26 protein-coding genes and 1 pseudogene are annotated in these 24,853 nt (G+C 70.5%); 17 read left to right on the forward strand and 10 right to left on the reverse strand.

The features are described from left to right. The first annotated feature begins 167 nt into the window (after positions 1–167). Complete coding sequence (locus ACZ6SQ_RS24120) at positions 168–521, forward strand: hypothetical protein (RefSeq protein WP_469565395.1); 354 nt, start codon at positions 168–170, stop codon at positions 519–521. Between the two features lie 96 nt (positions 522–617). On the opposite strand, the gene ACZ6SQ_RS24125 is transcribed toward ACZ6SQ_RS24120, so the two are convergent. After that, positions 618–1,556 (reverse strand): phosphotransferase family protein, encoded by a 939-nt coding sequence (locus ACZ6SQ_RS24125; protein WP_469565397.1) that lies wholly within the window; start codon positions 1,554–1,556, stop codon positions 618–620. Positions 1,557–1,730: 174 nt separating this feature from the next. Between ACZ6SQ_RS24125 and ACZ6SQ_RS24130 the strand changes: the two genes are divergently transcribed. The 6 genes from ACZ6SQ_RS24130 (at position 1,731) to ACZ6SQ_RS24155 (ending at position 5,842) form a co-directional block, all read left to right on the forward strand. Continuing rightward, positions 1,731–2,735: a DUF5134 domain-containing protein gene (locus tag ACZ6SQ_RS24130; protein ID WP_469565400.1), complete on the forward strand. Its 1,005-nt coding sequence runs from the start codon at positions 1,731–1,733 to the stop codon at positions 2,733–2,735. A 73-nt stretch (positions 2,736–2,808) separates the two neighbouring features. After that, positions 2,809–3,774: an SMI1/KNR4 family protein gene (locus ACZ6SQ_RS24135; RefSeq protein WP_469565402.1), complete on the forward strand. Its 966-nt coding sequence runs from the start codon at positions 2,809–2,811 to the stop codon at positions 3,772–3,774. A 114-nt stretch (positions 3,775–3,888) separates the two neighbouring features. Beyond that, on the forward strand, positions 3,889–4,347 hold the full coding sequence (locus ACZ6SQ_RS24140) for an SRPBCC domain-containing protein (RefSeq protein ID WP_469565404.1): 459 nt from the start codon (positions 3,889–3,891) through the stop codon (positions 4,345–4,347). Continuing rightward, on the forward strand, positions 4,344–4,694 hold the full coding sequence (locus ACZ6SQ_RS24145; RefSeq protein ID WP_469565406.1) for an ArsR/SmtB family transcription factor: 351 nt from the start codon (positions 4,344–4,346) through the stop codon (positions 4,692–4,694). Before ACZ6SQ_RS24140 ends, ACZ6SQ_RS24145 begins: the two co-directional genes overlap by 4 nt. A 2-nt stretch (positions 4,695–4,696) precedes the next feature. Further along, a complete protein-coding gene (locus tag ACZ6SQ_RS24150) occupies positions 4,697–5,140 on the forward strand; it encodes an SRPBCC family protein (protein WP_469565408.1) in 444 nt (147 codons plus the stop codon). 129 nt (positions 5,141–5,269) lie between these two features. Further along, the gene (locus ACZ6SQ_RS24155) at positions 5,270–5,842 is read left to right on the forward strand and encodes a suppressor of fused domain protein (protein ID WP_469565411.1); all 573 of its coding nucleotides are present in this window, start codon (positions 5,270–5,272) and stop codon (positions 5,840–5,842) included. Between the two features lie 88 nt (positions 5,843–5,930). Here the strand turns inward: ACZ6SQ_RS24155 and tnpA are convergent, their stop codons facing one another. Further along, entirely contained in the window at positions 5,931–6,359 is a 429-nt protein-coding gene (gene tnpA / locus ACZ6SQ_RS24160; RefSeq protein ID WP_469565416.1) for an IS200/IS605 family transposase, read from the reverse strand. A gap of 23 nt (positions 6,360–6,382) precedes the next feature. Between tnpA and ACZ6SQ_RS24165 the strand changes: the two genes are divergently transcribed. The 4 genes from ACZ6SQ_RS24165 (at position 6,383) to ACZ6SQ_RS24180 (ending at position 10,759) form a co-directional block, all read left to right on the forward strand. After that, the gene (locus ACZ6SQ_RS24165; RefSeq protein ID WP_469565419.1) at positions 6,383–7,540 is read left to right on the forward strand and encodes an RNA-guided endonuclease InsQ/TnpB family protein; all 1,158 of its coding nucleotides are present in this window, start codon (positions 6,383–6,385) and stop codon (positions 7,538–7,540) included. 183 nt (positions 7,541–7,723) lie between these two features. Next, positions 7,724–8,020 (forward strand): hypothetical protein, encoded by a 297-nt coding sequence (locus ACZ6SQ_RS24170; protein WP_469565422.1) that lies wholly within the window; start codon positions 7,724–7,726, stop codon positions 8,018–8,020. Between the two features lie 355 nt (positions 8,021–8,375). Next, positions 8,376–9,929, forward strand: coding sequence for a M28 family metallopeptidase (locus ACZ6SQ_RS24175; protein WP_469565426.1), 1,554 nt, complete (start codon positions 8,376–8,378; stop codon positions 9,927–9,929). Between the two features lie 188 nt (positions 9,930–10,117). Next, positions 10,118–10,759 (forward strand): DUF6461 domain-containing protein, encoded by a 642-nt coding sequence (locus tag ACZ6SQ_RS24180; protein ID WP_469565428.1) that lies wholly within the window; start codon positions 10,118–10,120, stop codon positions 10,757–10,759. 85 nt (positions 10,760–10,844) lie between these two features. Here the strand turns inward: ACZ6SQ_RS24180 and ACZ6SQ_RS24185 are convergent, their stop codons facing one another. From ACZ6SQ_RS24185 to ACZ6SQ_RS24195, 3 genes are all read right to left on the reverse strand, one after another. Continuing rightward, the gene (locus ACZ6SQ_RS24185; RefSeq protein WP_469565430.1) at positions 10,845–11,303 is read right to left on the reverse strand and encodes a DUF5707 domain-containing protein; all 459 of its coding nucleotides are present in this window, start codon (positions 11,301–11,303) and stop codon (positions 10,845–10,847) included. Positions 11,304–11,482: 179 nt separating this feature from the next. After that, positions 11,483–12,736: a PP2C family protein-serine/threonine phosphatase gene (locus ACZ6SQ_RS24190; RefSeq protein ID WP_469565431.1), complete on the reverse strand. Its 1,254-nt coding sequence runs from the start codon at positions 12,734–12,736 to the stop codon at positions 11,483–11,485. A gap of 364 nt (positions 12,737–13,100) precedes the next feature. Then, positions 13,101–16,295 carry an ATP-binding protein gene (locus ACZ6SQ_RS24195; RefSeq protein WP_469565433.1) on the reverse strand — a complete coding sequence of 1,065 codons (3,195 nt, stop codon included), beginning with the start codon at positions 16,293–16,295 and terminating at the stop codon, positions 13,101–13,103. 307 nt (positions 16,296–16,602) lie between these two features. Between ACZ6SQ_RS24195 and ACZ6SQ_RS24200 the strand changes: the two genes are divergently transcribed. The 5 genes from ACZ6SQ_RS24200 to ACZ6SQ_RS24220 all read left to right on the forward strand — a co-directional run bounded on the left by ACZ6SQ_RS24200 (position 16,603) and on the right by ACZ6SQ_RS24220 (position 20,659). Then, positions 16,603–18,066: a DUF6777 domain-containing protein gene (locus ACZ6SQ_RS24200; protein WP_469565437.1), complete on the forward strand. Its 1,464-nt coding sequence runs from the start codon at positions 16,603–16,605 to the stop codon at positions 18,064–18,066. 22 nt (positions 18,067–18,088) lie between these two features. Then, positions 18,089–19,033, forward strand: coding sequence for a PLL family lectin (locus tag ACZ6SQ_RS24205; RefSeq protein ID WP_469565439.1), 945 nt, complete (start codon positions 18,089–18,091; stop codon positions 19,031–19,033). A gap of 189 nt (positions 19,034–19,222) precedes the next feature. Beyond that, positions 19,223–19,714: a DUF2975 domain-containing protein gene (locus tag ACZ6SQ_RS24210; RefSeq protein WP_469565441.1), complete on the forward strand. Its 492-nt coding sequence runs from the start codon at positions 19,223–19,225 to the stop codon at positions 19,712–19,714. Beyond that, positions 19,714–19,971 carry a helix-turn-helix domain-containing protein gene (locus ACZ6SQ_RS24215; protein WP_469565444.1) on the forward strand — a complete coding sequence of 86 codons (258 nt, stop codon included), beginning with the start codon at positions 19,714–19,716 and terminating at the stop codon, positions 19,969–19,971. Before ACZ6SQ_RS24210 ends, ACZ6SQ_RS24215 begins: the two co-directional genes overlap by 1 nt. A gap of 85 nt (positions 19,972–20,056) precedes the next feature. Next, complete coding sequence (locus ACZ6SQ_RS24220; protein WP_469565447.1) at positions 20,057–20,659, forward strand: hypothetical protein; 603 nt, start codon at positions 20,057–20,059, stop codon at positions 20,657–20,659. A gap of 107 nt (positions 20,660–20,766) precedes the next feature. Here the strand turns inward: ACZ6SQ_RS24220 and ACZ6SQ_RS24225 are convergent, their stop codons facing one another. Beyond that, entirely contained in the window at positions 20,767–21,054 is a 288-nt protein-coding gene (locus ACZ6SQ_RS24225; protein ID WP_469565449.1) for a hypothetical protein, read from the reverse strand. Positions 21,055–21,359: 305 nt separating this feature from the next. On the opposite strand from ACZ6SQ_RS24225, the gene ACZ6SQ_RS24230 reads away from it, so the two are divergent. Then, positions 21,360–21,785 carry a DUF732 domain-containing protein gene (locus tag ACZ6SQ_RS24230; protein ID WP_469565451.1) on the forward strand — a complete coding sequence of 142 codons (426 nt, stop codon included), beginning with the start codon at positions 21,360–21,362 and terminating at the stop codon, positions 21,783–21,785. A gap of 85 nt (positions 21,786–21,870) precedes the next feature. Here ACZ6SQ_RS24230 and ACZ6SQ_RS24235 read toward each other — a convergent pair whose 3' ends face one another. From ACZ6SQ_RS24235 to ACZ6SQ_RS24250, 4 genes and pseudogenes are all read right to left on the reverse strand, one after another. Next, positions 21,871–22,773, reverse strand: coding sequence for an LLM class flavin-dependent oxidoreductase (locus tag ACZ6SQ_RS24235; protein WP_469565454.1), 903 nt, complete (start codon positions 22,771–22,773; stop codon positions 21,871–21,873). A 142-nt stretch (positions 22,774–22,915) separates the two neighbouring features. After that, positions 22,916–23,380 carry a DUF4265 domain-containing protein gene (locus ACZ6SQ_RS24240; protein WP_469565458.1) on the reverse strand — a complete coding sequence of 155 codons (465 nt, stop codon included), beginning with the start codon at positions 23,378–23,380 and terminating at the stop codon, positions 22,916–22,918. A gap of 59 nt (positions 23,381–23,439) precedes the next feature. Then, positions 23,440–24,354, reverse strand: coding sequence for an SDR family oxidoreductase (locus ACZ6SQ_RS24245; protein WP_469565460.1), 915 nt, complete (start codon positions 24,352–24,354; stop codon positions 23,440–23,442). Between the two features lie 244 nt (positions 24,355–24,598). Beyond that, a pseudogene (locus tag ACZ6SQ_RS24250) lies at positions 24,599–24,853 on the reverse strand (MFS transporter); the annotation flags it as partial.

A 24,853-nucleotide genomic window follows, 5' to 3' on the forward strand; every position in this document is an offset into this window, starting at 1 on the left:
TGCACGAACGAGCCCCGGACGACAGGGGCTGAACTCCAGGCGGAGCGCGGTGCCCTCGATCCGATCTGTCGTCGTCGAAACCAGGTGGCCGCAGTGCCGGCACCGCCGGTACCGTCAGGGCCCCGCCCTTCGCACCCGCGGCGGCTGCCCCTCGGAGAGCGATTCCCGTGACCGACCAGCGAGCAACGACGACCCTGTGGCGCCCGACCGGCCCCAAGGAGCTGGAACTGGTGCGGGAGACGGACTGGCGTGCGTGGCCGCCCCGGCTTCCCGAGCAGCCGATCTTCTATCCCGTTCTCAACGAGGAATACGCTGTCAAGATCGCCCGGGACTGGAACGTCAAGCAGGACGGCGTCGGCTTCGTCACCCGATTCGAGGTCGAGTCGGAGTTCCTGCGCAGGTATCCGGTCCAGCAGGCAGGCGGACGGACCATCCTGGAACTGTGGGTACCGGCTGAGGAGCTTGAGGAGTTCAACGCCCACATCGTCGGCAAGATCAAGGTGGTTCACGAGTTCCGGTGAGCCACGGCCGTCCCGGCGGCACTGCATGTCGGGAAGCCGTGCCGGGGGCCTCATCGGCGGCCTTGCCGGCAGTCGGTGAGAGTCGCCGCTGCCGGGTCAGGTGAGATCGGCCCAGGGAGTCGGCGGAGCCGAGGCGAAGAAGCGCAGGAGCCCCAGGAGCCGACTGGCCGGCGGAGCGGTCCAATGGCGTTCGCCGGGCCGGGGAGTCGGATCCGCGGCACGGGCGAGAGCCCAGGTGAGGTGGAACCGGAGGACGCGCGCTTCCCAGGAATGGGGGTTGCTCGTCGGGAATCCTTCGCCGGACTCCTGACGGTAACCCGAGAGCATGGCCGGGACGGCGGTCAGGGGAATCTTGGCGAACTCGGTGGCAGGGTCCGCCCATTGGGCGTCTCCCCAGTCCACGATGCCGGCGAGACCCGCCGCCTGTGAGGAGACGAGAAGGTTCTGTGGAGCGATGTCCCCGTGCACCAGAACCTGGTTCGGTGCGGGAGGGAGGTGAGTCGAGAGCCGGTCGAACCAGTCGGTGAGCCAGCGAGCGGCACCGGAGTCGATCCAGCCGTCGGCCAGCAGACGGCCCACCAGCACCCGCGGGTCCTCGGCGTCGTCGTCCATGGGTACGGCGGAGAGGTTCATCGCCGTGGACGGAGACAGCCGGTGGAGCTTGGCCACTTCGCGTCCCACCTGATGAAAGACACGGTCCGTCGCGGCAGGGGGCAGTTCGAGCCGCGCGAGATCGGCTCCGGGCACCCGGACGAGGACCATGTAGGGCACGGCCACGGAGGAGCATGTGTCATCGAACGTGACGACATCCGGAGTGCGCACGCCGACGCGTCGGGCGGCGGGGATGACCGCGGCCTCCTTGACCAGGTCGGGGAGGAATCGCCGGGCTCGCGGAATACGCAGTATTAGGTCGTCCCCGAGTAAGTAGGCGCGGTTGGCCGCGCCCGAGGGGATCGGCCGTACGTTCACGGCGGTGGTTCCGTGCCGGGCGGCGATGGCGGCCAGTGTCTGGTGACTTGCCTCGTAGTCCTCCATGCTCAGGCATGTTCACACGGGTCAGTCTCACGCGTTCGTGTCCGGCACCTGAACGCCCCTTACCGCGACTACGTACCAAGGGCATACGCAGACGACAGCCAGAGGACGACGCACGTCGGTGCCGTGCCCGCGCGGATCGCGCGACGCGACGGCCGGTCGACGCGGAGGGCAGCGATGGGAAGTCCGGCACTGACCTGGATACTGGTGGCGGCCGCCGCACTCGTGACCGTCGTGAGCACCGCGCGACTGGCCGCGGCCGACAGCGGGGAGTCCCGGTTCGCGGCCGGGGGCGACATCGTCATGGCAGGCGGCATGACCGCGATGTTCCTGCCCGCGACCTCGGCCAGTTTCGGAGACCACGGCCCGTGGTGGGTGGCGGTCTTCGCCGCCGTCGGCCTGGTCGGCGTGGTCCTGTCCCTGCGCCACGCCCGGCTGCACGGCTGGCGAACCGGCCGCCGCTGGGCGCATCACATCATCGGCAGTGCCGCCATGGTGATCATGACGTTCGCCATGCCGGGCACCGACTCGGCACCGGTCCTGGCCCTCGGCGGACACTCGACGGCCGGTCCGGGTCACGGTCACGGGGGCGGGGGCGTTCACGGGCACGGGCACGGGCACGGGCACGGGCACGGGCACGGATCAGCCGGGTCAGCCGGGTCAGCCGGGTCAGCCGGGTCAGCCGGGTCAGCCGGGTCAGCCGGGTCAGCCGGTCCATCGCACGGGTCGGACATGGCCGGGGCGGAGGGCACTCAACACTCCCCGGGGACGGCCGCCCACGACACGCCGACCGACGCCGCGGCGGCGGCAGGCGCCTCGTCGTCCCTGTGGCGTGCCGTCGTCATCGTGCTCGCCGCGTACTTCCTGTTGTCGGTCGTCGCCTCGATACGGGCACGGCTCCACAGCACCGAACGACCGACGGGCGCCGGCCGCGGCGCAGGCAGAAGCCGCTGGACACGGCACCTGCTCGCCCTGCCCGACGCGATCGTGGTCTTCGTCGCCTCCCTGGCCGTCTCCGTCTGGGACAGGGCCCGCCCGGGCGCGCACAGGCAACGGGAACCCGTGCTCGGCGGCGACCGGCGTCGGCGTCGCCCGCCGGGCACCTCACCGAACGCGGCCCTGACCGCCCACATCTGCATGGGCGGCACGATGTGCGCCATGCTCGTCATGATGGCGGCCTGAGTCCGGCATTCGGCGCGGCCGTCGTACGGTGTGGAGTGCTGTCCCGCATCCGAACAGCGAGGAGCCTCCGGGCGTGAACGTCGAGATCGATCCATTCGTACGCGACACCGCCGCACAGTTGGGCGCCGGTGTTCCCTACGCCCTCAAAGCCGTGGCCGGCTTGCTGGCCGACGACCCGGACATCGGCCGGCCCTCGGGCCTGCCCGGCATCCTCACGGTGACGGTCGACGGCGACACGTTCGACAACTGCCCTGCTCTGGCCTTCGGTTACATCCACGAACCGGACAGGATCGAGATCCGATACCTGCGACCGCTGCCGTCCCCCGAGCCCGCGGCACCCGCCCGGGACGACAACCAGGGCACCGAGCGGGCCCGGCCTGCCGCTCCTGACGCCGATGCGGTCGTCGTACGGGAGGTCGCCGACGCCTGGCACCGCATCACCCGCTGGCTCCGCCGCAACGCGCCCGACTCCCATGCCGCGCTCCGGCCCGGCGCCGGCCTCGCCGCTCTCGCCGGCCTGGAAGGCGACCTCGGTATGCCCATACCCGTTGAGCTGCGCACTCTGTGGCTGCTGACGGAGGGCGACAACGGCGTCGACCAGGCAGGATGCCTGCCGGGCAACCAGGCCCTGCTGACGCTGGAAGCCGTCGCCGCGCTCTACAGGCGGCGGATGGACCTCCAGGCCCGCGAGGACACACTCGACGCCCAGCTCGGTGAGGATGCCCAGCGCGGTGAATCGGAGCGGATCACCGTGTGGGAGCCGTCCTGGATTCCGGTCATCACGTACGGTACGGCCGACAGCACCTCGGGCCTCTACCTCGACGCCGCGACCGGCTACCTGGGGCAGTGGTCCCGCTACGGCGACGGCGCCGACGACGAACTCGACACGCTGGTCACCTACTTGGAGGAGGTCGCCGACATGCTCGAGGCTCCGGGCCTCGCCTGCCGGGACCGGCCCGGCCTGATCGGCGGCGAGCTCGTGTGGGGCAGTCGGCTCGACCCCTCACAGGAAGGCCTCTGGCGGCCCCTGACCGACTGACCTGGCAGATCCTCTCGACCTGGCAGATCCTCGCGGATCCGCAACCTTTTGTTGCGCATCGGCATCCGTCGGCGTAGGCTGACGTGCAACCAAAGGTTGCGAAAGGGTCGAGTCATGGAGTACGGCAGCATCGAGCGTGACATCCACGTCGACGCGTCACCCGAGGTGGTCTTCGAGGTCATCAGCCGCCCGGAGCACATGCGGGAGTGGTGGCCGGACGAGGCCGGCTTCGAGCCCGTCGAGGGGGCGCCCGGTGAGCTCTTCTGGCGCGACGACACGACCGGCGAGACCATGACGGTCGCGCTGACCGTCGTCGAGGTGGACCCGCCGACGCGGTTCTCCTTCCGGTGGTGCTACACCGGCGCCGAACGCGACGGGGACTCGCTGCTGGTCACCTTCGACCTGGTGCCGAAGGACAACGGAACCGTCGTGCGGATGACCGAGACCGGGTTCCGCGAGATGGGCTGGGAGATCGCCGTACTCGAGGAGCAGTACCGCGATCACACCAGCGGCTGGGACCGCTACATCCCCCAGCTGGGCACGTACATCGCGCGGCTGGTGTCGACCCCATGAGCACGCCCGCGGACGACGAGCTGTGGTCGGCGATCGGCGATCCGACCCGACGCACGCTGATCGACCTGCTCCTCGCGTCCGGACCGGGCACGGCCACCTCGCTGAGCGCGGGCCTGCCCCTCACCCGGCAGGCCGTGTCGAAGCACCTAGCCGTACTCGACCGCGTCGGCCTGATCCGCGGAGAGGCGGCGGGCCGCGAGCGGCGCTACCGGATAGACCAGGCACAACTCGCCCGTGCCGCCGCGCAACTGGCCACAGTCGGGGCCACCTGGGACGCCCGACTGCGCCGGATCAAAAGCATCGCGGAGGCGATCGAACGCAGCCGCACCGACACTGAAGGAGTATGACAATGGTCGACATCCTGCACCGGATCGGCGCCGTCGCACCACTGGACGACGTCTACCAGGCCATCGCGACGCCCGAGGGCCTCGCCAACTGGTGGACGACCGACACCACCGGCAAGAGCGAGGTCGGCGGCACGCTGGTCTTCCGGTTCGGTGACCTCGGTGGTTTCGACATGGAGATCCTGGAGCTCGACCCGGCCGGCCATGTGCGGTGGCGCGTCACGGACGGCCCCGCGGAGTGGATCGGCACCGAGATCGACTGGCGCCTGAGCCGTCACGAGGACTACACGATCGTCCTCTTCAAGCACGAGGGCTGGCGCGAGCCGGTCGAGTTCATGCACCACTGCAGCACGAAGTGGGCGACCTACCTGATGAGCCTCAAGGAGCTCGCGGAGTCCGGCCACGGCAGGCCGGCGCCCGACGACGTCCGGATCAGCGACTGGCACTGAGGGTGGGAGCGGAGCACCGCACCGTGGCGTCGCACCGGGGGCGACGCCACGGCCCGTCGTCCGGGTGCCGGTCGGCAGCGCAGACCGACGGGTCTCCCGGGCGGCCGAGCGGTCTGCCATGATCGCGCGGTGAGTGATACGAGGCTGACCGCGGCGGAGGCTGTCGAGTCGCATGTCCGGTCGTTCTTCGCGGGGCACTCCGTGGAGGCCGTCGACCCAGCCCTCGGGCCGCAACAGCGTGACCGGGTACCCGACCTGCGCGTACTCGTCGTAGGCCCCGGTCCCCGCGCCGACAGCTGGGCCTACGTGACCGCCGGATGCTGGGCGCTGTCGGAGGAGGACGGTCACGGGCTCGAGTTCGTCATGACCGCTCACGTTCGCGACCAGCGGTTCACCGAGCTCCTGGCGATGATCGCCTCCTACCACGGCGGAGGACACCGGCTGGAACTGGAACACAGCATGCCGATCGGGGAACCGTGGGTTCCGGGCTCTGCCTGCGACCACCTGCTGATCAGCCTGCCCTACCTCCACGGGCCGGACCTGGAACGCTGTCCGCTGCCCCAGGGCGAGGCCCGCATCCTGTGGACCCTGCCCGTGACCGCCGCGGAGATCGCGTTCCGCAGGCAACACGGCACCGAGGCGCTGGAGCAGTTGTTCGACGCTGCGCAGATCGTTCCCACTGATCCGTTCAGCTTGATCTAGCGCGGAACCCCGGGCGTTGACGCCCGGGAGGAAGCGCTTCTCTGGATCGCTCTGACCCGCAGGTGCTCACGGACCTGGACTGCTGACCTCAGTCGGGTCGCTTCTGGTTCTCGATGTACTCCTTGATGATCTCCAGCGGTGCGCCGCCGCACGAGGCGGCGAAGTACGAAGGCGACCAGAAGTGGTCGCCCCACAGGTACTTGCGGATATGGGCCGGGAACTCCTGACGGAGCCGCCGGGCTGAGACGCCTTTGAGAGAGCCGACCAGCCGGGACAGGGCGACTTTGGGCGGGTAGTGCACCAGCAGGTGGACGTGTTCGCTCTCCCCGTTGAATTCCACCAGCTCGGTGTCGAAGTCCGAGCACACGTCACGCATGACCTCCTCACAGCGCCGGAGGATCTCGTCGGTGAACGGGCCGCGCCGGTACTTCGGTGTGAAGACCAAATGTGCGTGGAGAGTGTGGACGACGGTTCTGCCCCTGCGGATGTCGGGGTTCGGTTCCCAGCGTGGTGACATAGACCAATGCTACGATCGGGCCCGTGAAACTCGTCGTGCAGGTGAAGCTGGTGCCGGAGGCCGGGCAGGCCGCCGCCATCCGCGCGACCCTGCGCACGGTCAACGACGCCGCGAACTGGGTGTCGGCGGTGGCGTTCGAGCAGGGCGTGCCGCGCGAGTACGAGCTGCGCAGGCACACCTACGCCCAGTTGAGGTCGCGGGGGCTGGGGGCGCAGGCGGCCCAGCACACCATCAAGAAGGTCCGCGACGCCTATACGACGCTCAAGGCCAACATCAGGGCCGGGAACCTCGGCAGACCGGGCTCGAAGCGGCGCCGGAAGGCCGCCTCCAAGCCCGTCGCCTTTCGGCCCGAGGCAGCCCAGCCCTACGACGACCGGTGCCTGTCCTGGCAGTACGACGCGCGGACGGTGTCCATCTGGACCACCGCCGGCCGCATCCGGAGTGTGCGGTTCATCTGCTCCGCAGGCGGCCTGAAGATGCTCCAGCAGTACCGCAAGGGCGAATCGGACCTGATCGAACGCGACGGCACGTTCTATCTGATCGCCACCTGCGAGGTGCCCGAAGCCGAACAGTACGAGCCCGACGGGTTCATCGGCGTCGATCTCGGCATCGTCAACATCGCCACCACGTCCACCGGCTACCAGGCCGCCGGGCGCGATGTGAACCGGCGCCGCAAACGCCACGGCGATCTGCGCACCAAGCTCCAGCGCAAGGGCACCAGGTCCGCCAAGCGGCTGCTGAAGAAACGCAGCCGGCGCGAGCGGCGCCATGTCTCCAACACCAACCACATCATCGCGAAACGCATCGTGACCGAGGCTGAACGCACCTCGGCCGGGATCGCCCTGGAAGACCTGGGCGGCATCCGGCAGAGGGTACGGCTCCGCAAGCCCCAACGGGTCACGCTCCACTCCTGGGCCTTCGCCCAGCTCGGACAGTTCATCGCGTACAAGGCACGCCGCGCGGGCGTGCCCGTGGTCCACGTCGACCCCGCCCACACCTCGCAGACGTGCTGCGAGTGCGGGCACGTCGACAAGAAGAACCGGGTCGCCCAGGCCCTCTTCATCTGCCGGAACTGCGGGGTCGTTGCCCACGCGGACCGCAACGCTTCCCACAACATCGCCCGACGCGGCGCCGTGGTGTGGAACGCGGGGCGTGAGTCACGCGTCCCTGCCACCCCGTAGGGGTGACTGGACGGAGGAGTCCACCCAGCAGCCAGCCGGGCACTACCTCCAAGCCCCGTCCTTCAGGACCGGGTCAAGTTGACGAGATCTGTCGTCTGACGCAACGGCAGCGACGAAGCGTGGCTGGAGCTGGCTCAAGTCGACGGCGACGACTGGGGGGTGACCGCCGATTGGGCCTCGTGCATGACAGCCGACTTCCCCGCCTGCCTCACCGTCGAGGAGGTCGCCGACTTCGCCGTCCGGATGCTCTCGCATCTTCGGGCGCCGTCGGGCCGCCGCTTCTCGGCGGCGGTGACTCCAGGACGGAACAATCCGCTGACGCTGAGAGCCGAACCCGTCGACGACGGCTACGCCTTCTTCGTTCGCCTGACTCCGAACGGCGACGACGACGTCTGTCACTTGCAGATGGAAATCGACCCGGTCCATGTCGCGGAGCTTCGTGACATGTTCGACGGGCTGCGGGTGTCGTCGGGGCTCTGACCGCACAGGTGTGACCGCGACAGAGGTGACCGTGCCTCGAGACACAGGCATGGCTGCGCGCCCGAATCGGTGCGCGGCCCAGGCCAGGCTGTCGTGCAACTGTTCCTCAGACGCGGGTTCGACGGTGGACTCTCGACCAGTTCCGCCCACGTCTCCGTGGCTCCGGCCACGCCGGCAAACAGCCACCAACATGGTGGTCCTCAACGGCTCCTGAGCCGAGCAGTCAGGCGCTCGACCAGTTTGGGTCTTCTGCTTGGCAGCGGGCCGTCGCAGGGTTAACGTGCCTCAACCTCATCCCGCTGAGCGCGTTCTTCCGACTGTCGATCGATCATCGACCTGCCGTGAGAGGACCTTCATGCCCACACGTCGTAGCGCGACGGCAATCGCCACCCTGACCGCCGCCGCACTCGTCTCCCCCCTGCTCCTCGCCGGACCGGCCACCGCGGAGGCCGACAACCCGAGCTGGGCCAACCGGGGCGACGCACTGGCCAGGAAACTCGTCAAGGAGTCCACGGCCAAAGACGCCTTCCGCCACCTGAAAGTCTTCCAGGCCATAGCCGACCACAACGGCAGAACCAGAGTGGCCGGTTCGAACGGCCACGCCCTGTCGGCCGCCTACATCGAGGTCGTCCTCAAGGCAGCCGGCTACAAGCTCTCCCGCCACGAGTTCGACTTCGTCTACACCGACGAGATCGCCGAGTCCCTCACCGTCGTCTCGCCCGCGCCGCGCGACATCCCGATCGAGCTGATGACGTACACCGCCAGCGGGCCCGAGGGCGGAGTGACCGCGGACCTGGCCGTCGCCCCCGTGGACGCCGACAACACGCACGGCTGCGACGCCGCCGACTTCGCGGCCGGCACCTTCACCGGCAAGATCGCCCTGATCAAGCGCGGTGGCTGCACCTTCGCCATCAAGCAGACCAACGCCCACGCGGCGGGCGCGGTCGGCGCCATCGTCTACAACAACACCGCGGGCGCGCTCAACGGCACCATCGGTGACTCGACCCTCGGCAAGATCCCCACCGGCGGCATCACCCAGGCGGACGGCGAGGCGCTGGCCGCCGAGGCCGCCCAGGGCCCGGTGAAGGTCACCCTCGACGTCCGCGAACTGCGCGAGAACCGCAAGACCTTCAACGTCGTCGCGGAGACCCGCGGCGGCGACGCGGCCAACACCGTCTTCCTCGGAGCGCACCTGGACTCGGTCTCCGAGGGCCCGGGCATCAACGACAACGGGTCCGGCTCGGCAGGCATCCTCGACGTCGCGCTGAAGCTGGCCAAGTCCCAGCACAAGGTCAAGAACAAGGTGAAGTTCGCCTGGTGGTCCGCCGAGGAGTTCGGGCTGCTCGGCTCGGAGGCGTACGTCGCCTCGCTGACGGAAGAGCAGAAGAAGCAGATCAAGCTCTACCTGAACTTCGACATGATCGCCTCGCCGAACGCCGCCTACTTCGTCTACGACGGCGACGACTCGGACGCCACGGGCGCCGGGCCCGGCCCCGAGGGCTCGGCCCAACTGGAGAAGGGCATCACCGACTTCCTCGACTCGAAGAACATCCCGCACGAAGGCACCGACTTCACCGGCCGCTCCGACTACGGCCCGTTCATCGAGGTCGGCATCCCCTCCGGCGGCACCTTCACCGGTGCCGAGGGCATCAAGACCGAGGCGCAGGCCGCGAAGTTCGGCGGCCAGGCCGGTGTGGCGTACGACGTGAACTACCACGCGTCCGGTGACGACATCAGCAACATCAACATGCGGGCGCTCGACGTCAACGTCGACGTCATCGCCGACGCGGTCGGCCACTACGCCTACGACCTCTCCCCGCTCACCCGGCCGGTGGTCTCCACCCCGACGAACGGTGACTCGGGCAGCGGCGGCGGCCTGCACGACGGCCACGCGCACGTGAGCGAGTAACCGTCCCGACCCGTGTGGTGCGGCCCTCGCCAGAGGACCGCACCACACGTGCGTCCGGACACACGCGTCCGGTTCACGAAGTCGTCCACGACAGTGCCCGTCGTGAGAGCGTGAGGCGGAGGGTTGGCGGGCGGATTGTTCGCTGTGGCCCGGGAGATCGACGTCGAGCGCGGAAGGAGAAGGCGGAGGTGTCCGACGGCCTTGCGTGGATCGCCGACGCGTGGCGTGGTGCGAGCCCGAGCGCCGGAGAGCTGTATGTCACCTGCGCCCGTGGCCTCACGCCTCGGCAACTGGCCGAGCGTATGGCCGACCACGAGCCTGTCGAGATCGGGCCAGAACTCACCGTCCAGGAAGCGTCCGCAATGGTCGACCTCGCCGAGATCTACTGTGTCGGCCGCACCGGACGGAGTGGCGACTGGGCGTTCATCGTGGAGTGCGGGGGCAGTGAAGGATGGGCCCTGGACCCGGAGGTGTCTTTCGGCGCAGAGGTTGTGATCCTCGACCCGCGGCCCGACGATCCGCCCTCCTTCTTCACGTACCTCGCCCACGGCGAGATGCGACTGCACTTCGAGTTGGGGTTCGGCTACCACCCTGCCGGAGCTCAACCCGATCTGCTGCGACCGGCGTTGGAGACAGCTGGAGTCGTACCGCCGGAAGGCTCACTCGATGACCTGCTCGGCCCGGATGTGGAGTTGTCGCCTGCCGAGCAGAAGCGCCGGGTGTTGAAGGTCGTCGGTGAGTATTTCGGGCTGTCGCTGCCGCGGCAGGTCATCGAGAGCGGGCGGTTGCCTGGCGTGGTCACCCGCACGTCGCCGCCGTCCTCATGGTGACAGGCGCGCCTCGATGGTCTGTTGTCCTATGCCGTGGCGGGGAGCCCTCGTTCGTCAGGGGGCAGGGCCGGGTGGCGCCTCCGCGTCACCTCGCACGCAGGGTGAAGCCCGCCGCCCTGGTGTCCAGCGTGGTGCTGCCGTCGGCGGCCGTGGCCAGGACCGCGACGTGCCAGGAACCCTGCGGGGACGACGCGGCCTCGGCGGGGGTCACCCGGACCGTGTAGGTGCAGCGCGCGGTGTCGGTGTCGACGGTCATGCAGATGGCCGACTCCTCCGCGGCCATCTCCTTCGCGGTCGGCTCCTTCTCGGCGAGGGCGGACCGCGCCGGATAGGCCAGCACCTTCACGCTCTTGACGCCGCCGGACGCCGTGACCTCGGTGCTGAAGGAGAGCGAGCCGTCCCGGCCGCCGTCGGGGGCGGTGTAGCGGGCGGTGCTGTGGGCCAGGGCAGGAGGCTGGTCCCCGGCGTAGGCGAGGGCGAAGGCTCCGGCGCCGCCGAGGACGACGACACCGGCGGTCAGGGACAGGGCGACACGGCGGGACATGAGGATTCTCCGTAACAGTCTCGGTGGCGTGGAGCCGGCGCTCTCGGTTGCGCCGCTGCACCGATACTCGCCGCGCGGGGCGGTTCCGGACGTGAGCACGGATACTCAACTCGGGCTGAGTGATCGGAACCGGAGCGGGGTGCGCCTACCCGCTTCGGTCCGGGTCCGAAGTCGGGCGGTCAGAGCCGGACGACGATGAGGGCGACGTCGTCGCGGCCGCCGGTGGCCACCCCCAGGCGCTCCAGCAACGTGTCGGCGATCTGCTCGGCGCCCAAGCGGCTGCAGTCGGCGAGGACGCCCGTCAGACGGTCCAGGCCCGCGCCGATGTCCTCCTTGCGGCGCTCGATGAGACCGTCGGTGTAGAGCACCAGGGTGTCGCCGACCGTGTAGTGGATGCTGGCCTGCGGGCGGGGCACATGCTGCGGGCGCGCGGCCAGGGGCGGGTCGGTGGCCTGGTCGAGCAGTTCCGTACGGCCGTCGGTGTGCAGGAGGACCGGTGGTGGGTGCCCGGCGCTGCTGTAGGTGATCAGCAGGCTGCGCCGGTCGACGATCGCCTTGAGCGCGGTCGTGCCCGTGGCGCCGTCGATCGAGCGGGCGTACAGGCCGAGGACCTCCAGGGCCTGGGCGGGCCGTTCGAGGGCCCGGATGGCCGCCGAGAGGGCGCTGCGCAGCATGCCCATGACCGCGGCGGCCCGAAGGCCGTGGCCGATGACGTCGCCCACGGCCAGGGCCAGCCGGTCCGGGGGGAGGTCGACGACGTCGTACCAGTCGCCGCACACGTTCAGGGAGCCGACCGCCGGGAGATAGCGCACGACGACATCGCTGTGGTGGTGGGCCAGGTCCGGGGTGTGCAGCATGGCCTCCTGCAAGGTGACGGCGATCTCGCGTTCCCGGGTGTGGGCGTGGCGCAGTTCCTCGTTCAGCCGCTGGAGCTCCCGGGCCCGCGCGTACAGCTCGGCTTCCAGCGACTCGGCCACCTCCAGGTGCTTTCCCACCCGGACGGCTGCGGGGTGTGCGGCCTGGTGGGCCTTGACGAACGCGGTGACGTCCTCCACCCGGTGGATGATCCACGCCACCTGCCCGTCCGGGCCGAGAACGGGGGTGTTCACCGGCGACCACCAGCGTTCCTCGAACGCGCCGGGCCTCTGCGTGACGGGGATGTCGTACTTCTGGAGCGCCATCGTGTCCGGTCTTCGGGTCGCCAGCACCCGTTGCAGCGAGGCGTTCAGGTTCCGCACCCCGTCGGCTCCCGGGTCGTCGGGGTTGTCGGGGAACGCGCGGAAGATGTGCTGGCCCACGAGGTCGTCCCGCGTCCGGCGGGTGGCCTCCAGGTAGGCGTCGTTGACGTCCACGATCATCAGGTCCGGGCCCAGCACCAGATAAGGGCTCGGTGTGGCGGCGAACAGCGCCTCGTGATCCACATACGCCGCCATCTCGCCGCTCCTCGTGCCCGATACCGCTGGTGACCTGCCCCCAACCTAGGCCGCACCCGCCATCGGCTCACGTCAGCGCCGCGCCGACGGCGGACAGCGGTCGGTCTGGGGCTCCGCCGTCCGGGACCGTCCAGGACCGTGCGGTGGCCGGGGGGCGGCTCGCCGAGGCGGGGAAACACACCCGCCGACGCCGTCGTCACCAGCGGCTTCGTGAACGGAACGGTCCGTCTTCAGTTCGACTCGGACGACCTTTCCGACTTGGGCCTGCTGCTGGACGCCGTCGAGGAGGCCGAACAGGGAGCCGGCCTCGACGAGCCGTTCACCGCGGACTGGCCCCGGTCGGGGCGAGGCTCGATCCTGCCGCTCACCCCTTCGCGGGGCGGTGCCGCCAGGGGTTCGATCCGTTCGTGCTGCGCAGCCTCGTCCTCACGGGGGTGAGTGGGTCGGCGTCCGCCCGCAGTGCGGCGATCTCGTCGACGAGGCGCGCTGCGGTGGCGGACGGGCCGGGCTGGTCGAGCTGGGCGGCGAGGGCGAGTGCCTCTCCGGCGTGGGCCGCCGCCTCTGCCAGGGCGCCTCGGTCGCGTTCGACGGCGGCGAGGTCCAGGCAGGTCAGCGCGACGTACGGTCGTGCGCCGAGGACCCGGTTGCGGGCCAGCGCCTCGCGCAGCAGCACCTCGGCCTCCGCCGGGCGGCCGGCAGTCAGGGCGAGACGGCCGAGGTCGCGACTGACCGTCCCCGAGAAGTAGGCCGTGGACGTGCCGATGGCTCCCGGGTACGGCCGGAACAGGGCGAGCTGGTCGTACGCCAGCCGCGCGGCCTCGGCGTCGCCGATGAGCTCGATCAGGTCGACCAGGTGCATCAGCACCGCCGGCCACGTCGGGGTCGTGATCGGAAGGGGCAGCAGAGGGCGCAGCTGGGTGTAGACCTCCCGTGCCTCGTCCAGCCGCCCGGCGAGGAACAGCACCCGTGCCCGCACCGAGAGGATCAGCGGCTGTCTCGGCGCCCGGTCGAAGGCACGCCACATCTCCTCGGGCAGTTCCTCGGCGTCACCACGGACAAGGGCCAGTTGCTGGCACAGTACGTAGCTCATGGCGATCGCGGTCGGGTCTCCGCTGGCCCGGGCGAGTTCGGTGGCTTCCTCGTTGCAGTGGCGGGCGTCGGCGAACCGCCCTTCCTGAGCGGCGCGGGAGGCGCTGACGCGGAGCAGGTGCCAGCGAGTAAGCGGCAGTGCGGTGCGGGCGGCGATCGCCTCGATGCCGCGGATCGCCTCGTCGACCAACTCCAGTCGGCCCAGCAGGTATCCGGCTTGGACACGCCAGTGGTGGCCCAGCACCGCCGCGAGCGGGTCGCCGAGTTGCTCGGCGCGGGACACGGACAGCTCGCCGAGGCGCAGGCGTTCGGGGGTGTCGTCCGGGTGCGCCAGGGTCATCTCCCTGGACCGTGCCGCGTCGAGTTCGGCCCGCGGGTCACCGGTGGCCTCGGCCAGAGCGAGGGCCGCGCGGGCGTGCTCGGCGGCCTTCTCGGGTGAGCCGAGATCGGCCAGGGCGGTGGCGCGCTGGGCGAGCAGCAGGGAGCGCACGGTGTCCGGCAGGCCCTCGGCGGCCAGCGCCGCCCCGCACAGTCGGCTGATCGTCTCCGAGGCCTGCGGGAAGGTGACGCCCCGCAGCACCAGGGCGGCCTCGGCGAGGAGTTCCGGCCGGCCGGTCGCGTTCGCCGCGTCGGCGGCTTCGACGCTGTGGCGCAGGCTGGCGTCATAGCGTCCGGCAAGGTACTCGGCGCGGGCCAGCTCGATGAGCGTCGGGGTGTGCAGGGGGTCCGTCGGGCCGAGTACGGCGGTGGCGTCCGCCAGGTGCCGGGCGGCGTCGGCGTAGGCGTGCCGTTCACGGGCCTGATCAGCGGCGATCCGGGACCAGTGTGCGGCGGCGGAACGGTGCGCGGGCTCCTTTCCGGCCCGTCGCCAGTGCGCCGCGATACGGGCCGCCTCCGCCGGGTCCTCGGCGTGTTCCAGCGCGCGCGCGGCGGCTCGATGCAGGGCACGGGCGGCGGCGGGGTCGGTTCGGCCGAGTACCTCGTCGCGTACCAGGTCGTGGGTGAAGCGATAGGCGCGTCCGGGTCCGGTGGTCTCCGCCGTGGTGAGGACACCGGCGTGCCAGGCCGCCGTCAGCGCCTGGGCGACTACGCTCTCTCCCAACTCCGGCAGGACCGCGGCGAGCTGGGCGGTGTCCAGCCGTTCACCGAGCACGGCGGCGGCGCACACGACGCCTCGCTGCTCGGTGGTGAGTCCGGTCAGCAGCCCGCTGACGACGGTGCCGAGGTCGACGGTGTGCGTGCGCAGTGCCGTGACGAGCAGCGGCAGCCCGCCCGTACGCCGGTACGACTCCGCCGCGTTCGGCTCGCCGACGCACTGTGCGACCTCTTCCCGGGTGAACGGCGCCAGCCGCAGCACGGCGGCTTCGTTGCGGCCGAGATCCGCGAGCGCTCCCGCGGTCTGCTCGGGCCCTGGCTCCCGGTAGGTGCCGAGCACGAACAGCCCGTGCTCGGCCGCCCCGTCGGCGACCTGCCACAGCAGGTCGAGGCTGGCCGTGTCGGCCCAGTGCAGATCGTCCAGCATCACGGCCAGGGGGTGTTCGGCTGTCGCTCCGGCCAGCGCCTCGCTCATCCTGGTCAGTTCACGGAACCGGGCCGCTGCCGCGGCCGACTCCGTCGCCTCCCAAGGCTGTTGTCCCGTCTCGGTCCCGACTCCCCTCAGAGGAGGGGCAGTCGGCTGTTCCGCCGTCCCAGGAGTGACACCGGCAAGTCGTAGCGCCCGCTGCCAGGGCCACAGGGGTGGTGCCACCGCGTCTCGGGGGCAATGGCCTCGTACGACGGTGAAGCCCGCGAGCTCGGCGTAGCGGTGCAGTGCCTCGGCCGCGAGGGTGCTCTTGCCGATGCCCGCCGGGCCCGCGAGCAGCACCACGGATCCGGTGCCACTCGCCGCGGCCTCGATCCGCTCGGCGAGAAACGCGAGTTCCGACTCGCGCCCGACGAAGTCTTCACGCGGCCGGCGGACCGGACGCGGGCCCCAGGTGGGGGTGTGGGTGGGCGGCGCTGTCGCGGCGCCTGGGCGTGGCTCTCCCTGCGACGGGTGGGGCGTCGACTGCTCGGCCTGCCGGCCTTGTGCGTGGGGCTGTTGGCCCGACGGCTCGGCCCGCCGGGCTTGTGCGTGGGGCTGTTGAGCGGTCGGCTCGGGCGGGGCCGCGCGGGCGGCGCGCAGCCAGCGCCGCCACTGCTCCTCGTCCAGCAGCCCCGCACCGATCGCGTCGGCGGCGCTGGGCCGGCCGCGGCAGTGTTCGAGCAGTACCCGGACCAGGACCAGGAACGCCACCTCCGACTCAGGCAGATGCCTGCCCTGCTTCCAGTCACTGACCCGGCGCCCCGAGATCGGCCTTCCCCGCCCGGCGGGACGGCGTCGATTGGCCTCGGACACCGCGCTCTTGACCGGAAGGTCCGCCGCCAGTCCCAGCAACTCGCCCAGCCGTTCGGCGAACACCTGCCGCGGTGTCGGCTCCGTCTCCCCCATACCCCTGCCCCCAGAACGCCGTGTCCGGACCGGACCGGACCGGAAAACCACCCTAGGTCCTTCACCAGCGGTAACACACCCGCAGTGACCGAACCGCCACCCAACTCGGCGCGCGACTGGGTCAATTGGCGTGCACCGGCCACAGGGCCGTGCAGGACAGCCGACACCCGTGCCGGGCGCCGCACTTGCAGCCGTTCATCCGCTCGGGGGAAGCGAGACAGGGAGGGGACACATGGTCTGGCCATCGGCGCTACGCCAGTTGTTGAGGCGGCGCGCATCCCGGCGCCGGGCAGTGGGGGTGACCGCCGTGGGCGTGGTAGTCAGCATGCTGTTCGCCCTCGGGGCCACGGGCTGCGGCCCAAGCTCCAAGGTCACGGTCAAGGCGCTCGCCCGGGGCGTCACGAGCGCTTCGCCGTTCTTTCGCGGGGCCGGCCTGGCCGTCGACCTCATCGGCACCCTCTCCGCACTGAACGGCGGATCCAAGTCGGGTGCCACGCCCGGGCTCTACGGCGGGACGCGGCGGAAGTCCAGCTGTGACAAGGGGCAGCTCATCGCGTTCCTGAAGGAGAATACGGAGAAAGCGGCGGCGTGGGCCGATGCCCGGGGCATCGACGTCGACCAGATCGAGAACTACATCGGCAAGCTCACCCCGGTCCTCCTGCGCAACGACACCTTGGTCAAGAACTTCGACTACGACGCACGGAAGAAGCAGAAGAAGTCCTTCTACGCCCTGCTCGAAGCCGGAGTGGCCGTCCTCATCGACGCCTACGGCCTGCCCGTGGTCCAGTGCCGCTGCGGCAACCCGCTGCAGAGCTTCGACAAGGCGCGGGACGACGTCGAGGTCGACTTCGACGCGGACGTGGACGTGGACGGGGGCAAGGACGGCAAGGACGGAAAGGGTGGGAAAGGCAAGAAGGGCAAGGCGTGGAAGGGCTTCGACAAGAAGCGGATCGTGAAGGTCGAGCCCGCCGAGAAGAAGCTCGACGCCGTCCTCCTTGTCGAAGACAACCAGGAGGGAGAAGACACTCGCCTCGAGCGGCCGGCCGGCACGTCCGGCGAACAGGACGAGGTACGGGAGGTCGACCCGGAGCCGACGGAGGCCGAGGTGCCGGACGTCGTGGGCCAGTCGGCCGAAGAGGCTGAAGCGGCCCTGCTCGAGGCCGGGTTCGAGATCGAGACCGCCACCGCGGACCCGGGTGAGGCGGAGTCCGCCGAGCCCGGCCAGGTGATCCGGCAGGACCCGGAGGCCGGCACGGTAGCGGCCCGAGGCTCGACGGTCACGCTGTACCGGGCAGAGGACTCGGTCGTACCAGAGGCCGATTGCAACGAGGTGGGCGTCGACTTCGCCTCGTACGACGCCCTGGAACCCGGAGCGAGCGGCGCGCTCGTCACCGCAGCGCAGTGTCTGCTGAAGAACGCGGGCTACGATCCGGGCCCGGTGAACGGGGAGTTCAGCGAGGAGACGGCCACGGCAGCGGTGAGTCTGCAGTCCGACCACGGGCTAGAGACGCTGGGCGTCGTCGGGCCGAAGACCTGGACGGTCCTCCTGGCCCGTGGGGACACCCCGGACCTGGCGGCGGGCTCCAGCGGCGAAGCCGTCACCCGGCTCCAGCGCGCCCTGACGGCCGCCCTCGGAAAGACCGTCGCCATCGACGGCGGCTTCGGCACGGTGACGGAGGACGCCGTCCGCTCGTACCAGACCACCCTCGGCATGGAGCCCGACGGTGTCGTGGGACCACAGACCTGGGCGGCTCTCCAGGCAGGACAGTAACCGACGGAGGGACAAGACGATCATGGCGAAGAACGTCACACGGCGAGCGGCCTGCGCCGGGGCGCTGCTCGCGCTGGGCGCACTGCTGGGACCGGCACCGCAGGGAGCCGTCGCCGCGACCGGGGCGCCGGACACGGCCTACATGGCGTGGCGCGGAGCCGGAGGCGACCCGAACATCTACTGGTCGCGCCTGGTGAACGGGCAGTGGACGCGGCAGCAGGGCTTCCCGGCGACCACCGCCCGGGAGCCCGACCTGGCGTACGCCAACGGCAGGGCGTACATGGCGTGGCGCGGTTCCGGGGCGGACAACCACATCTGGTGGTCGAGCTACGACGGGCAGCGCTGGGCCAGGCCGCGGCAACTGGCCGACCGGCGGAGCACCTACGCGCCGGCGCTCGGTGTGGTGAACGGCAGACTGGTGATGGCCTGGCGCGGGGCCCAGCCGGACGACCACATCTGGTGGTCCACTTTCAACGGGACCTCGTGGTCCGGGCAACGGGTGCTGAACGACCGGCGAGCGGTGGGCGCTCCAGCGCTCGGGTCGGCCAACGGGAAGCTGGTGATGGCCTGGCGTGGCACCGGGACGGACGACCATATCTGGTGGTCCACCTTCAACGGCACCTCGTGGTCCGGGCAACGGGTCCTCGCGGACCGCAGGACAGCCGCCTGGCCCACCCTGGGAACGCACGGGCGGACCCTGTTGATGGCCTGGCGCGGGGCGGGGGCGGACGACCACATCTGGTGGTCCACCTTCAACGGGACCTCGTGGTCCGGGCAACGGCTGCTGGCCGACCGCAGGACGGCGAACTACCCGGCGCTGGGACGGGGGGCCGGTCGGCTGTACATGGCCTGGCGCGGGGCAGGGGCGGACGACCACATCTGGTGGTCCTCGTTCAACGGGTCGGCCTGGTCGGGGCAGCGGCTGCTGTCCGACCGGAGGACGAGCGGTGCGCCCGGAATGAGCTGACGGAGCAGATCCGCCGCGCGAGGCCGGCTTCGCCGAGATGAAGAGGGTCCGGGTGAACGCCGTGGCATGGGAGAGGCAGTAGGCGCGCTCCCTCCAGAAGGCACGTTCCTCGCACCTTCCTCTCCCACCCCTTGCCCTACCTATCGAAAGTCGATAGATTTCCATCGTAAGTCGTGGGAAGGGTGGGTCATGGGAAAGCTGACCGTGCGCGCGCTGCGTGCCGTGCTCGTGGTGGTGCTCGCCGGCACCGTGTTCGTGCAGGCGTTGATGGTGTGGACCTTGGTCAGTGGGAACGACCCGGAGGACGGGTCGCTCCCACTGACCCCGTTGCGGGTGCTCACCGTCCTGGGCATGGTGTCGGCCCAGGTCACCCTGGTGTGTGTTTGGCGACTGGTGGCGATGGTGCGTCGCGGAACGGTGTTCTCCACCGCCGCCTTCCGGTACGTGGACGGGATGATCGGCGCGATCGTGGCGGCCGCCCTCGTGTGGTTCGCGGTCACGGCGTTCAACGCGCCGGGCCAGCGGGAGGACCCGGGTGTCACCGTCATCATGGGCGGGGTCGGCGTGGCCATCCTCGGGGTCGCGCTCATCGTGCACGTGCTGCGGATGCTGCTCGCCCAGGCCGTCGCGCGCGACGTCGAGGCGGCGCGGATGCAGGCCGAGCTGGACGAGGTGATCTGATGCCGATCGCCGTCGACATCGACGTGATGCTGGCCCGGCGCAAGATGTCCGTGGGCGAGCTCGCGGAACGCGTGGGCATCACACCCGCCAACCTGGCCGTGCTCAAGAACGGCCGGGCCAAGGCGGTGCGTTTCTCCACGCTGGCCGCGCTCTGCGAGGTGCTCGACTGCCAGCCGGGCGACCTGCTGCGCTGGGAGGCCGAGGACTTCGTGGACGAATCAGCCGAGCGCGCCGCGGAGGCCGTCGTCGGCGAGTGAACCGTTCCTGCCGCGCCGAGGCCGTCACGGCTTCCCGCCGTATCTCGGTCGCGGATTGCCGGTCCGTCCTGGCAGGGTGTCCGCCATGAGTGCCGAGCCCGTCCGACCCGACCCGGTCCGCCACCGCGACCACGGCACGTGGCTCGTCCAGTTCACCGGCCGGATTCTCGTGGTCTGCCCGAGGTGCGGCGGCCGTGCGCTCGTCGCGCCTCGGCCCGGCATCGAGGCGCCGAAGTACTTCAGCGCGCTGCTCTTCCAGCCCCGCCGCCTCGTCTGCGCCGGCTGCGGCGCGGTCGCCGACTGGACGGCCGAGGAGCGGGGCAGGGGCTTGGTCGGCGCGGTGCCCGGCGGCACCGAGGACCCGTTCTTCCGGCGGCCGCTGTGGCTGCAGACCCGCTGCGCGGGACGGATTCTGTGGGCGTACGACGAGAGGCACGTCGACGCCTTGGCCGCCTTCGTGGGCGCCCGGCTGCGTGAGCGTCGCGCCTCCCCGACCATGGCGATGTTCGCCCGGCTGCCCGCCTGGATGAAGTCCGCCGAGCGCCGTGACGAGGTGCTGGCCGGGCTGGCGACGCTCCGCGCCCTGGCGGGGCTCTCGACCCCTGCCGACCGTTCCGACGCGGCCCACGAGCGCGGCGACCGCCCACGCCATCATGGCAGCGTGCTCTTCCGTGGGGGCCCGTACTAAGCACATGCCTCGCTGGGCGCCGACGAGAGTTGCACTCTCTGCGAGAGTTGCGGGAGGAGCACCGACGGGGTCAGGCCGTCGGCCGACCCACGCGTGCTCCCGACCGGTCAGAGGTGGAAGGGCCAGACCGTGACGCGGTCCTGTGCCACACGGACCTCGACCCACGATCCGTCCACCCCGTCGGGCAGCGGCTGGTCGGCGAGATCGAGCAGAATCGACGTGCCGCCCACGTCCAGGACAGCGGCTCCGTCCTCGGTAAGACCCAACTGTCCGCGAAAGACGTTGCGGTCGCCGTCTTCCCGCAGCTCAGGGGTATGGGAGGCACTCGGCCAGGTGTTCACCGCCCACGCGATGGCCACATCCACGGTCCACTCGACATGATGCTCTCGCCCCATGTCCTCGGAGTCCCCCTGCCAGAGCGCCGCAGCAGTGCCCACCGCCGAGTGAACTCGGACCACCCCGGGCGTCGACCGGGCGGATTCGACCGCCTCTACCTGGACCAACACCCCGGCGTCATCCTCGATCGGCTCACCCCACGACAGGCACGAGCCCGCCGTCCACTCCCCCGAAAGTCAGGGGTCGGCCTGCGAGCCGACATCCGTCGTGCGCAACTGACACAGCTTCCCGCACGGACGACACAGTTCGGCCCCCGCGTTGGGCCTAGGGTCTGCCGGGCAACATCGTCACCCTGAGGGGGATCATGCGCATCCGCACCACTACCGCGGCCGTCGTCGCCGTACTCGCCGTCACCGTCGTCGGGTGCGGCGGCGGGAACGACGGCGACAGCGACAGCAAGGCCGACACGCGCCGGAGCAGCGCGCCCGAGACGGCAAGTGCCGCGAAGGACAGCGGTGCCGCCGAGGACTCCGGCATACCTTCCGAGCCCGTCGGCGCCGAGCGGGACGCCGTCCTCGCGGCCCTCCATGACGTCAACGCCAGCCTGACCCATGACGAGGACAAGGCCATCGACGCCGCCCGCAACCAGTGCTCGGCCCTCGACGGCGGCGCGACGGACCCCGACCACGACGCCGCGCAGCGCTTCTCCTACGACGGTGTCACGCTCACCGACGACGACGGAAGTCACATCAACTTCGGTCTGCGCAACACGCTTTGCCCCGAGGAGTGACCGACCAGTCGCCGACTCCGGCCCGCCTCAGCCGTATGGGGCGGGCCACGCCATGCGAAGGCGCGTGGCGTGGCGGGGCCGCGGGTCAGCCCACTTGCCCGACGGCCTCCGTGGCGATCCGCTCGAAAACGGCCTGGTCGGCCGCGAAGTCGGAGTCAGGGATCGGCCAGTGGACGACGATCTCGGTGAAGCCGAGCTCGCGGTGGCGTCCCGCGAAGTCGACGAAGGCGTCGACCGACTCCAGCGGGCGGCTCCGGTCAGGGGTGAAGCCGGTCAGCAGGATCTTGTCGAGCTCGGCCACGTCCCGGCCGGTCTCCGCGCACGCCTTGCCGAGCTTCTCGACCTGGCCGCGCAGGGCCGCGACCGACTGCTCCGGCGTGCCCTCCTCGTACAGCTTCGGATCGCCGGTCGTCACCCACGCCTGTCCGTAGCGGGCCGCCAGCTTCAGCCCGCGCGGCCCGGTCGCCGCCACCGCGAAGGGGAGGCGGGGGCGCTGGACGCAGCCGGGGATGTTCCGGGCCTCCTCCGCCGTGTAGAAGTCGCCCTGCTGAGAGACGGCACCCTCGGTGAGGAGCCGGTCGAGGAGCGGCACGAACTCGCCGAAGCGGTCGGCCCGCTCCTTGGGCGACCACGCCTCCTGCCCGAGCACGGTGGCGTCGAAGCCGTTGCCGCCGGCGCCGATACCGAGGGTGATCCGCCCGCCGGAGATGTCGTCGAGCGAGATCAGTTCCTTGGCGAGCGTCACCGGGTGCCTGAAGTTCGGCGACGTGACGAGGGTGCCCAGGCGCAGGCGGTCGGTGGCCGTGGCGGCGGCGGTGAGAGTGGGCAGGGCGCCGAACCAGGGCCCGTCGCGGAAGGTCCGCCAGGAGAGGTGGTCGTAGGTGTACGCGGCGTGGAAGCCGAGCTCCTCGGCCCGCTGCCACTTGGCACGGCCGCCCGTGTGCCAGCGGTCGACGGGAAGGATCACGGTGCTCAGGCGCAGACTCATGCCACAGAGCCTACGTCGGAACTCAGAGGCGTCTTCTCTCGGATGTACAGCGTCACGGCCTTACGGCCTCACGGGTCGAGCGGGGTTCCCGGCCCGGACCCATCGCAGCCGTTCGGCCGCGCGAGCCCCGCGACCGAACGGCTCACGACGCGGCGTCGCCCTCATCCCCGTTGCCGAACCCCCACTCGACACCGTCGGAGCCCGCGGCCCAGTGGTCCATGGTCTGCTCGATCGCGAGCGGACCGGCCGACCGGCCGACCGTCACGACCATGAAGCTGAGATTCGGCGGTGCCTCGGCCACACCCCCGAGCCGCCCGACGGCGTTCCTGAGGTCCTCGAACTGCTCTGGGGTGAAGCCACCCTGTCGATACGCCTGGACGCACAGGTTGCCGCCCTGCCGGACGACCTCGAACCGGCCGTCCTCCGCCACGCGCAGTACGTCACCGGCCGCGCAGCCGAGCACCAGGCCGGGGCTGCCGGCCAGCTCGACCAGGCCTGATTCCAGCAGCACCGCGGGCAGCACCTCGAAAACGGGCTGTCCGGAGCTCGCGTAGTCGGCCAGCAGCCGGACGTGCGTGGTGGTCGGGGACGGGGAATCGGGCGTCATGGGGGTGATCGTCGCACGCTCGGGCAAGTGCTCGGACGGCGGTCACGTCGGGGCCGAGGTCAGACCTTCACGGCGTCGAGTTCACGCTGGACGTACTCCCGCAGCGTGGTCGGCTTGCGGTCGAGCAGCCAGGTCAGGACGTTGGCGTTGCCCGTGATGCCGTAGCGGCTGTAGTGCCCGAAGAGGCGGTACATGATGTCGTACGGGAACTCGGCCTCCGCCAGTCGCCGGCGCTCGGGACTGACGAGGTCGCTGAGCCTCTGCTCCTCCGCGACGACCGGCCGTCCGGACAGTTCGGCGAGGACCTCGGCGATCTCGTGTCCCGTGACGTAGTCGCTGCCCGACAGTTCGTACGTCGCGTAGTGGTGATGCGGGTCGCCGACCACCCGTGCCGCCACCTCGGTGACGTCCTCGAGGTCGACGTGGGCGAGCCGGGAGTCGGCCGAGTGCGGCTTGCCGTAGACACCGGAGGCGACGGTGCCGACGACGTCGATGTTCTGCAGGTAGTGCATCGGCTGAAGGATGGTGAACGGGATCGGTGACTCGATCACGGCCCGCTCGACCGCGAGCTTGGCCTGATGGTTCAGGAGTTGCTCGATCTGCGGGTGGACCACGGAGAACTGCACGAAGTGCCGTACGTCGTGGCGCCGTGCCTCGGCGACGACGGCACGGCCTATGTCGGCCTCGCGGTGGTGGAACAGCGGTCCGATGTGGACGACCGACTCCGCCCCTTCCATCGCCTTGCGCAGCTCGGCCGGCTCCAGGAGGTCGGCGACGACCGTCTCGGCCGCGCCGAGGTCACGGGTCTCGTGCACCGACGGGGCGATGTCAGCCGCCCGGACCTCCTTGCCCTCACGGGTCAACGCGCGAATCAGACTCCGGCCGGTACGGCCGCTTGCTGCGGTTACAAGGATCACGGGCTCTCCAGGTGAACTGAGCGGCTCAGGGCGAGCAGGCTGTATTTGATATAACACCTACGGGAGGCCGATTGGAAGCATTCCAGGCCTTCACAGTGGGGTTCGACAGGAGCCTTTGCCAGGATCTTTGCAGGTAAACACTCATACACATGTTGCAAGGTCTCCACGCATACACATCTCATGTTGTGATCACATATATCAAAGCGGATGTCGATCCGGGACAATGCGCAACAGAGGGCCTGTCCCACCGCCGTGCGGTGGGACAGGCCCTCTGATCAGGCGCATGCCGTGGAGGCTGGGGTCAGTGGGCGACCACCGGGACCGGGACCTCGTCGTCGGCGCCCTCGCCGGAGGCGACGGGGGTGCTGCCCGGCCGGCCCGCGTTGACCAGGGTCAGGGCGATCACGGCGGCGGCCACCAGGATGCCGACCGCGAACCAGATCGCGCTGGTGTAGCCCTCCACCATGCCCTCCAGCTGCACCAGCTGCTGCTGCGAACGCCCGGCCGCCGAGCCGATGTGGTCGGCGACGTACGCGGTCGTCGCGGACGCCGCGAT

The sequence above is a fragment of the Streptomyces sp. NPDC048600 genome, from assembly GCF_055587025.1.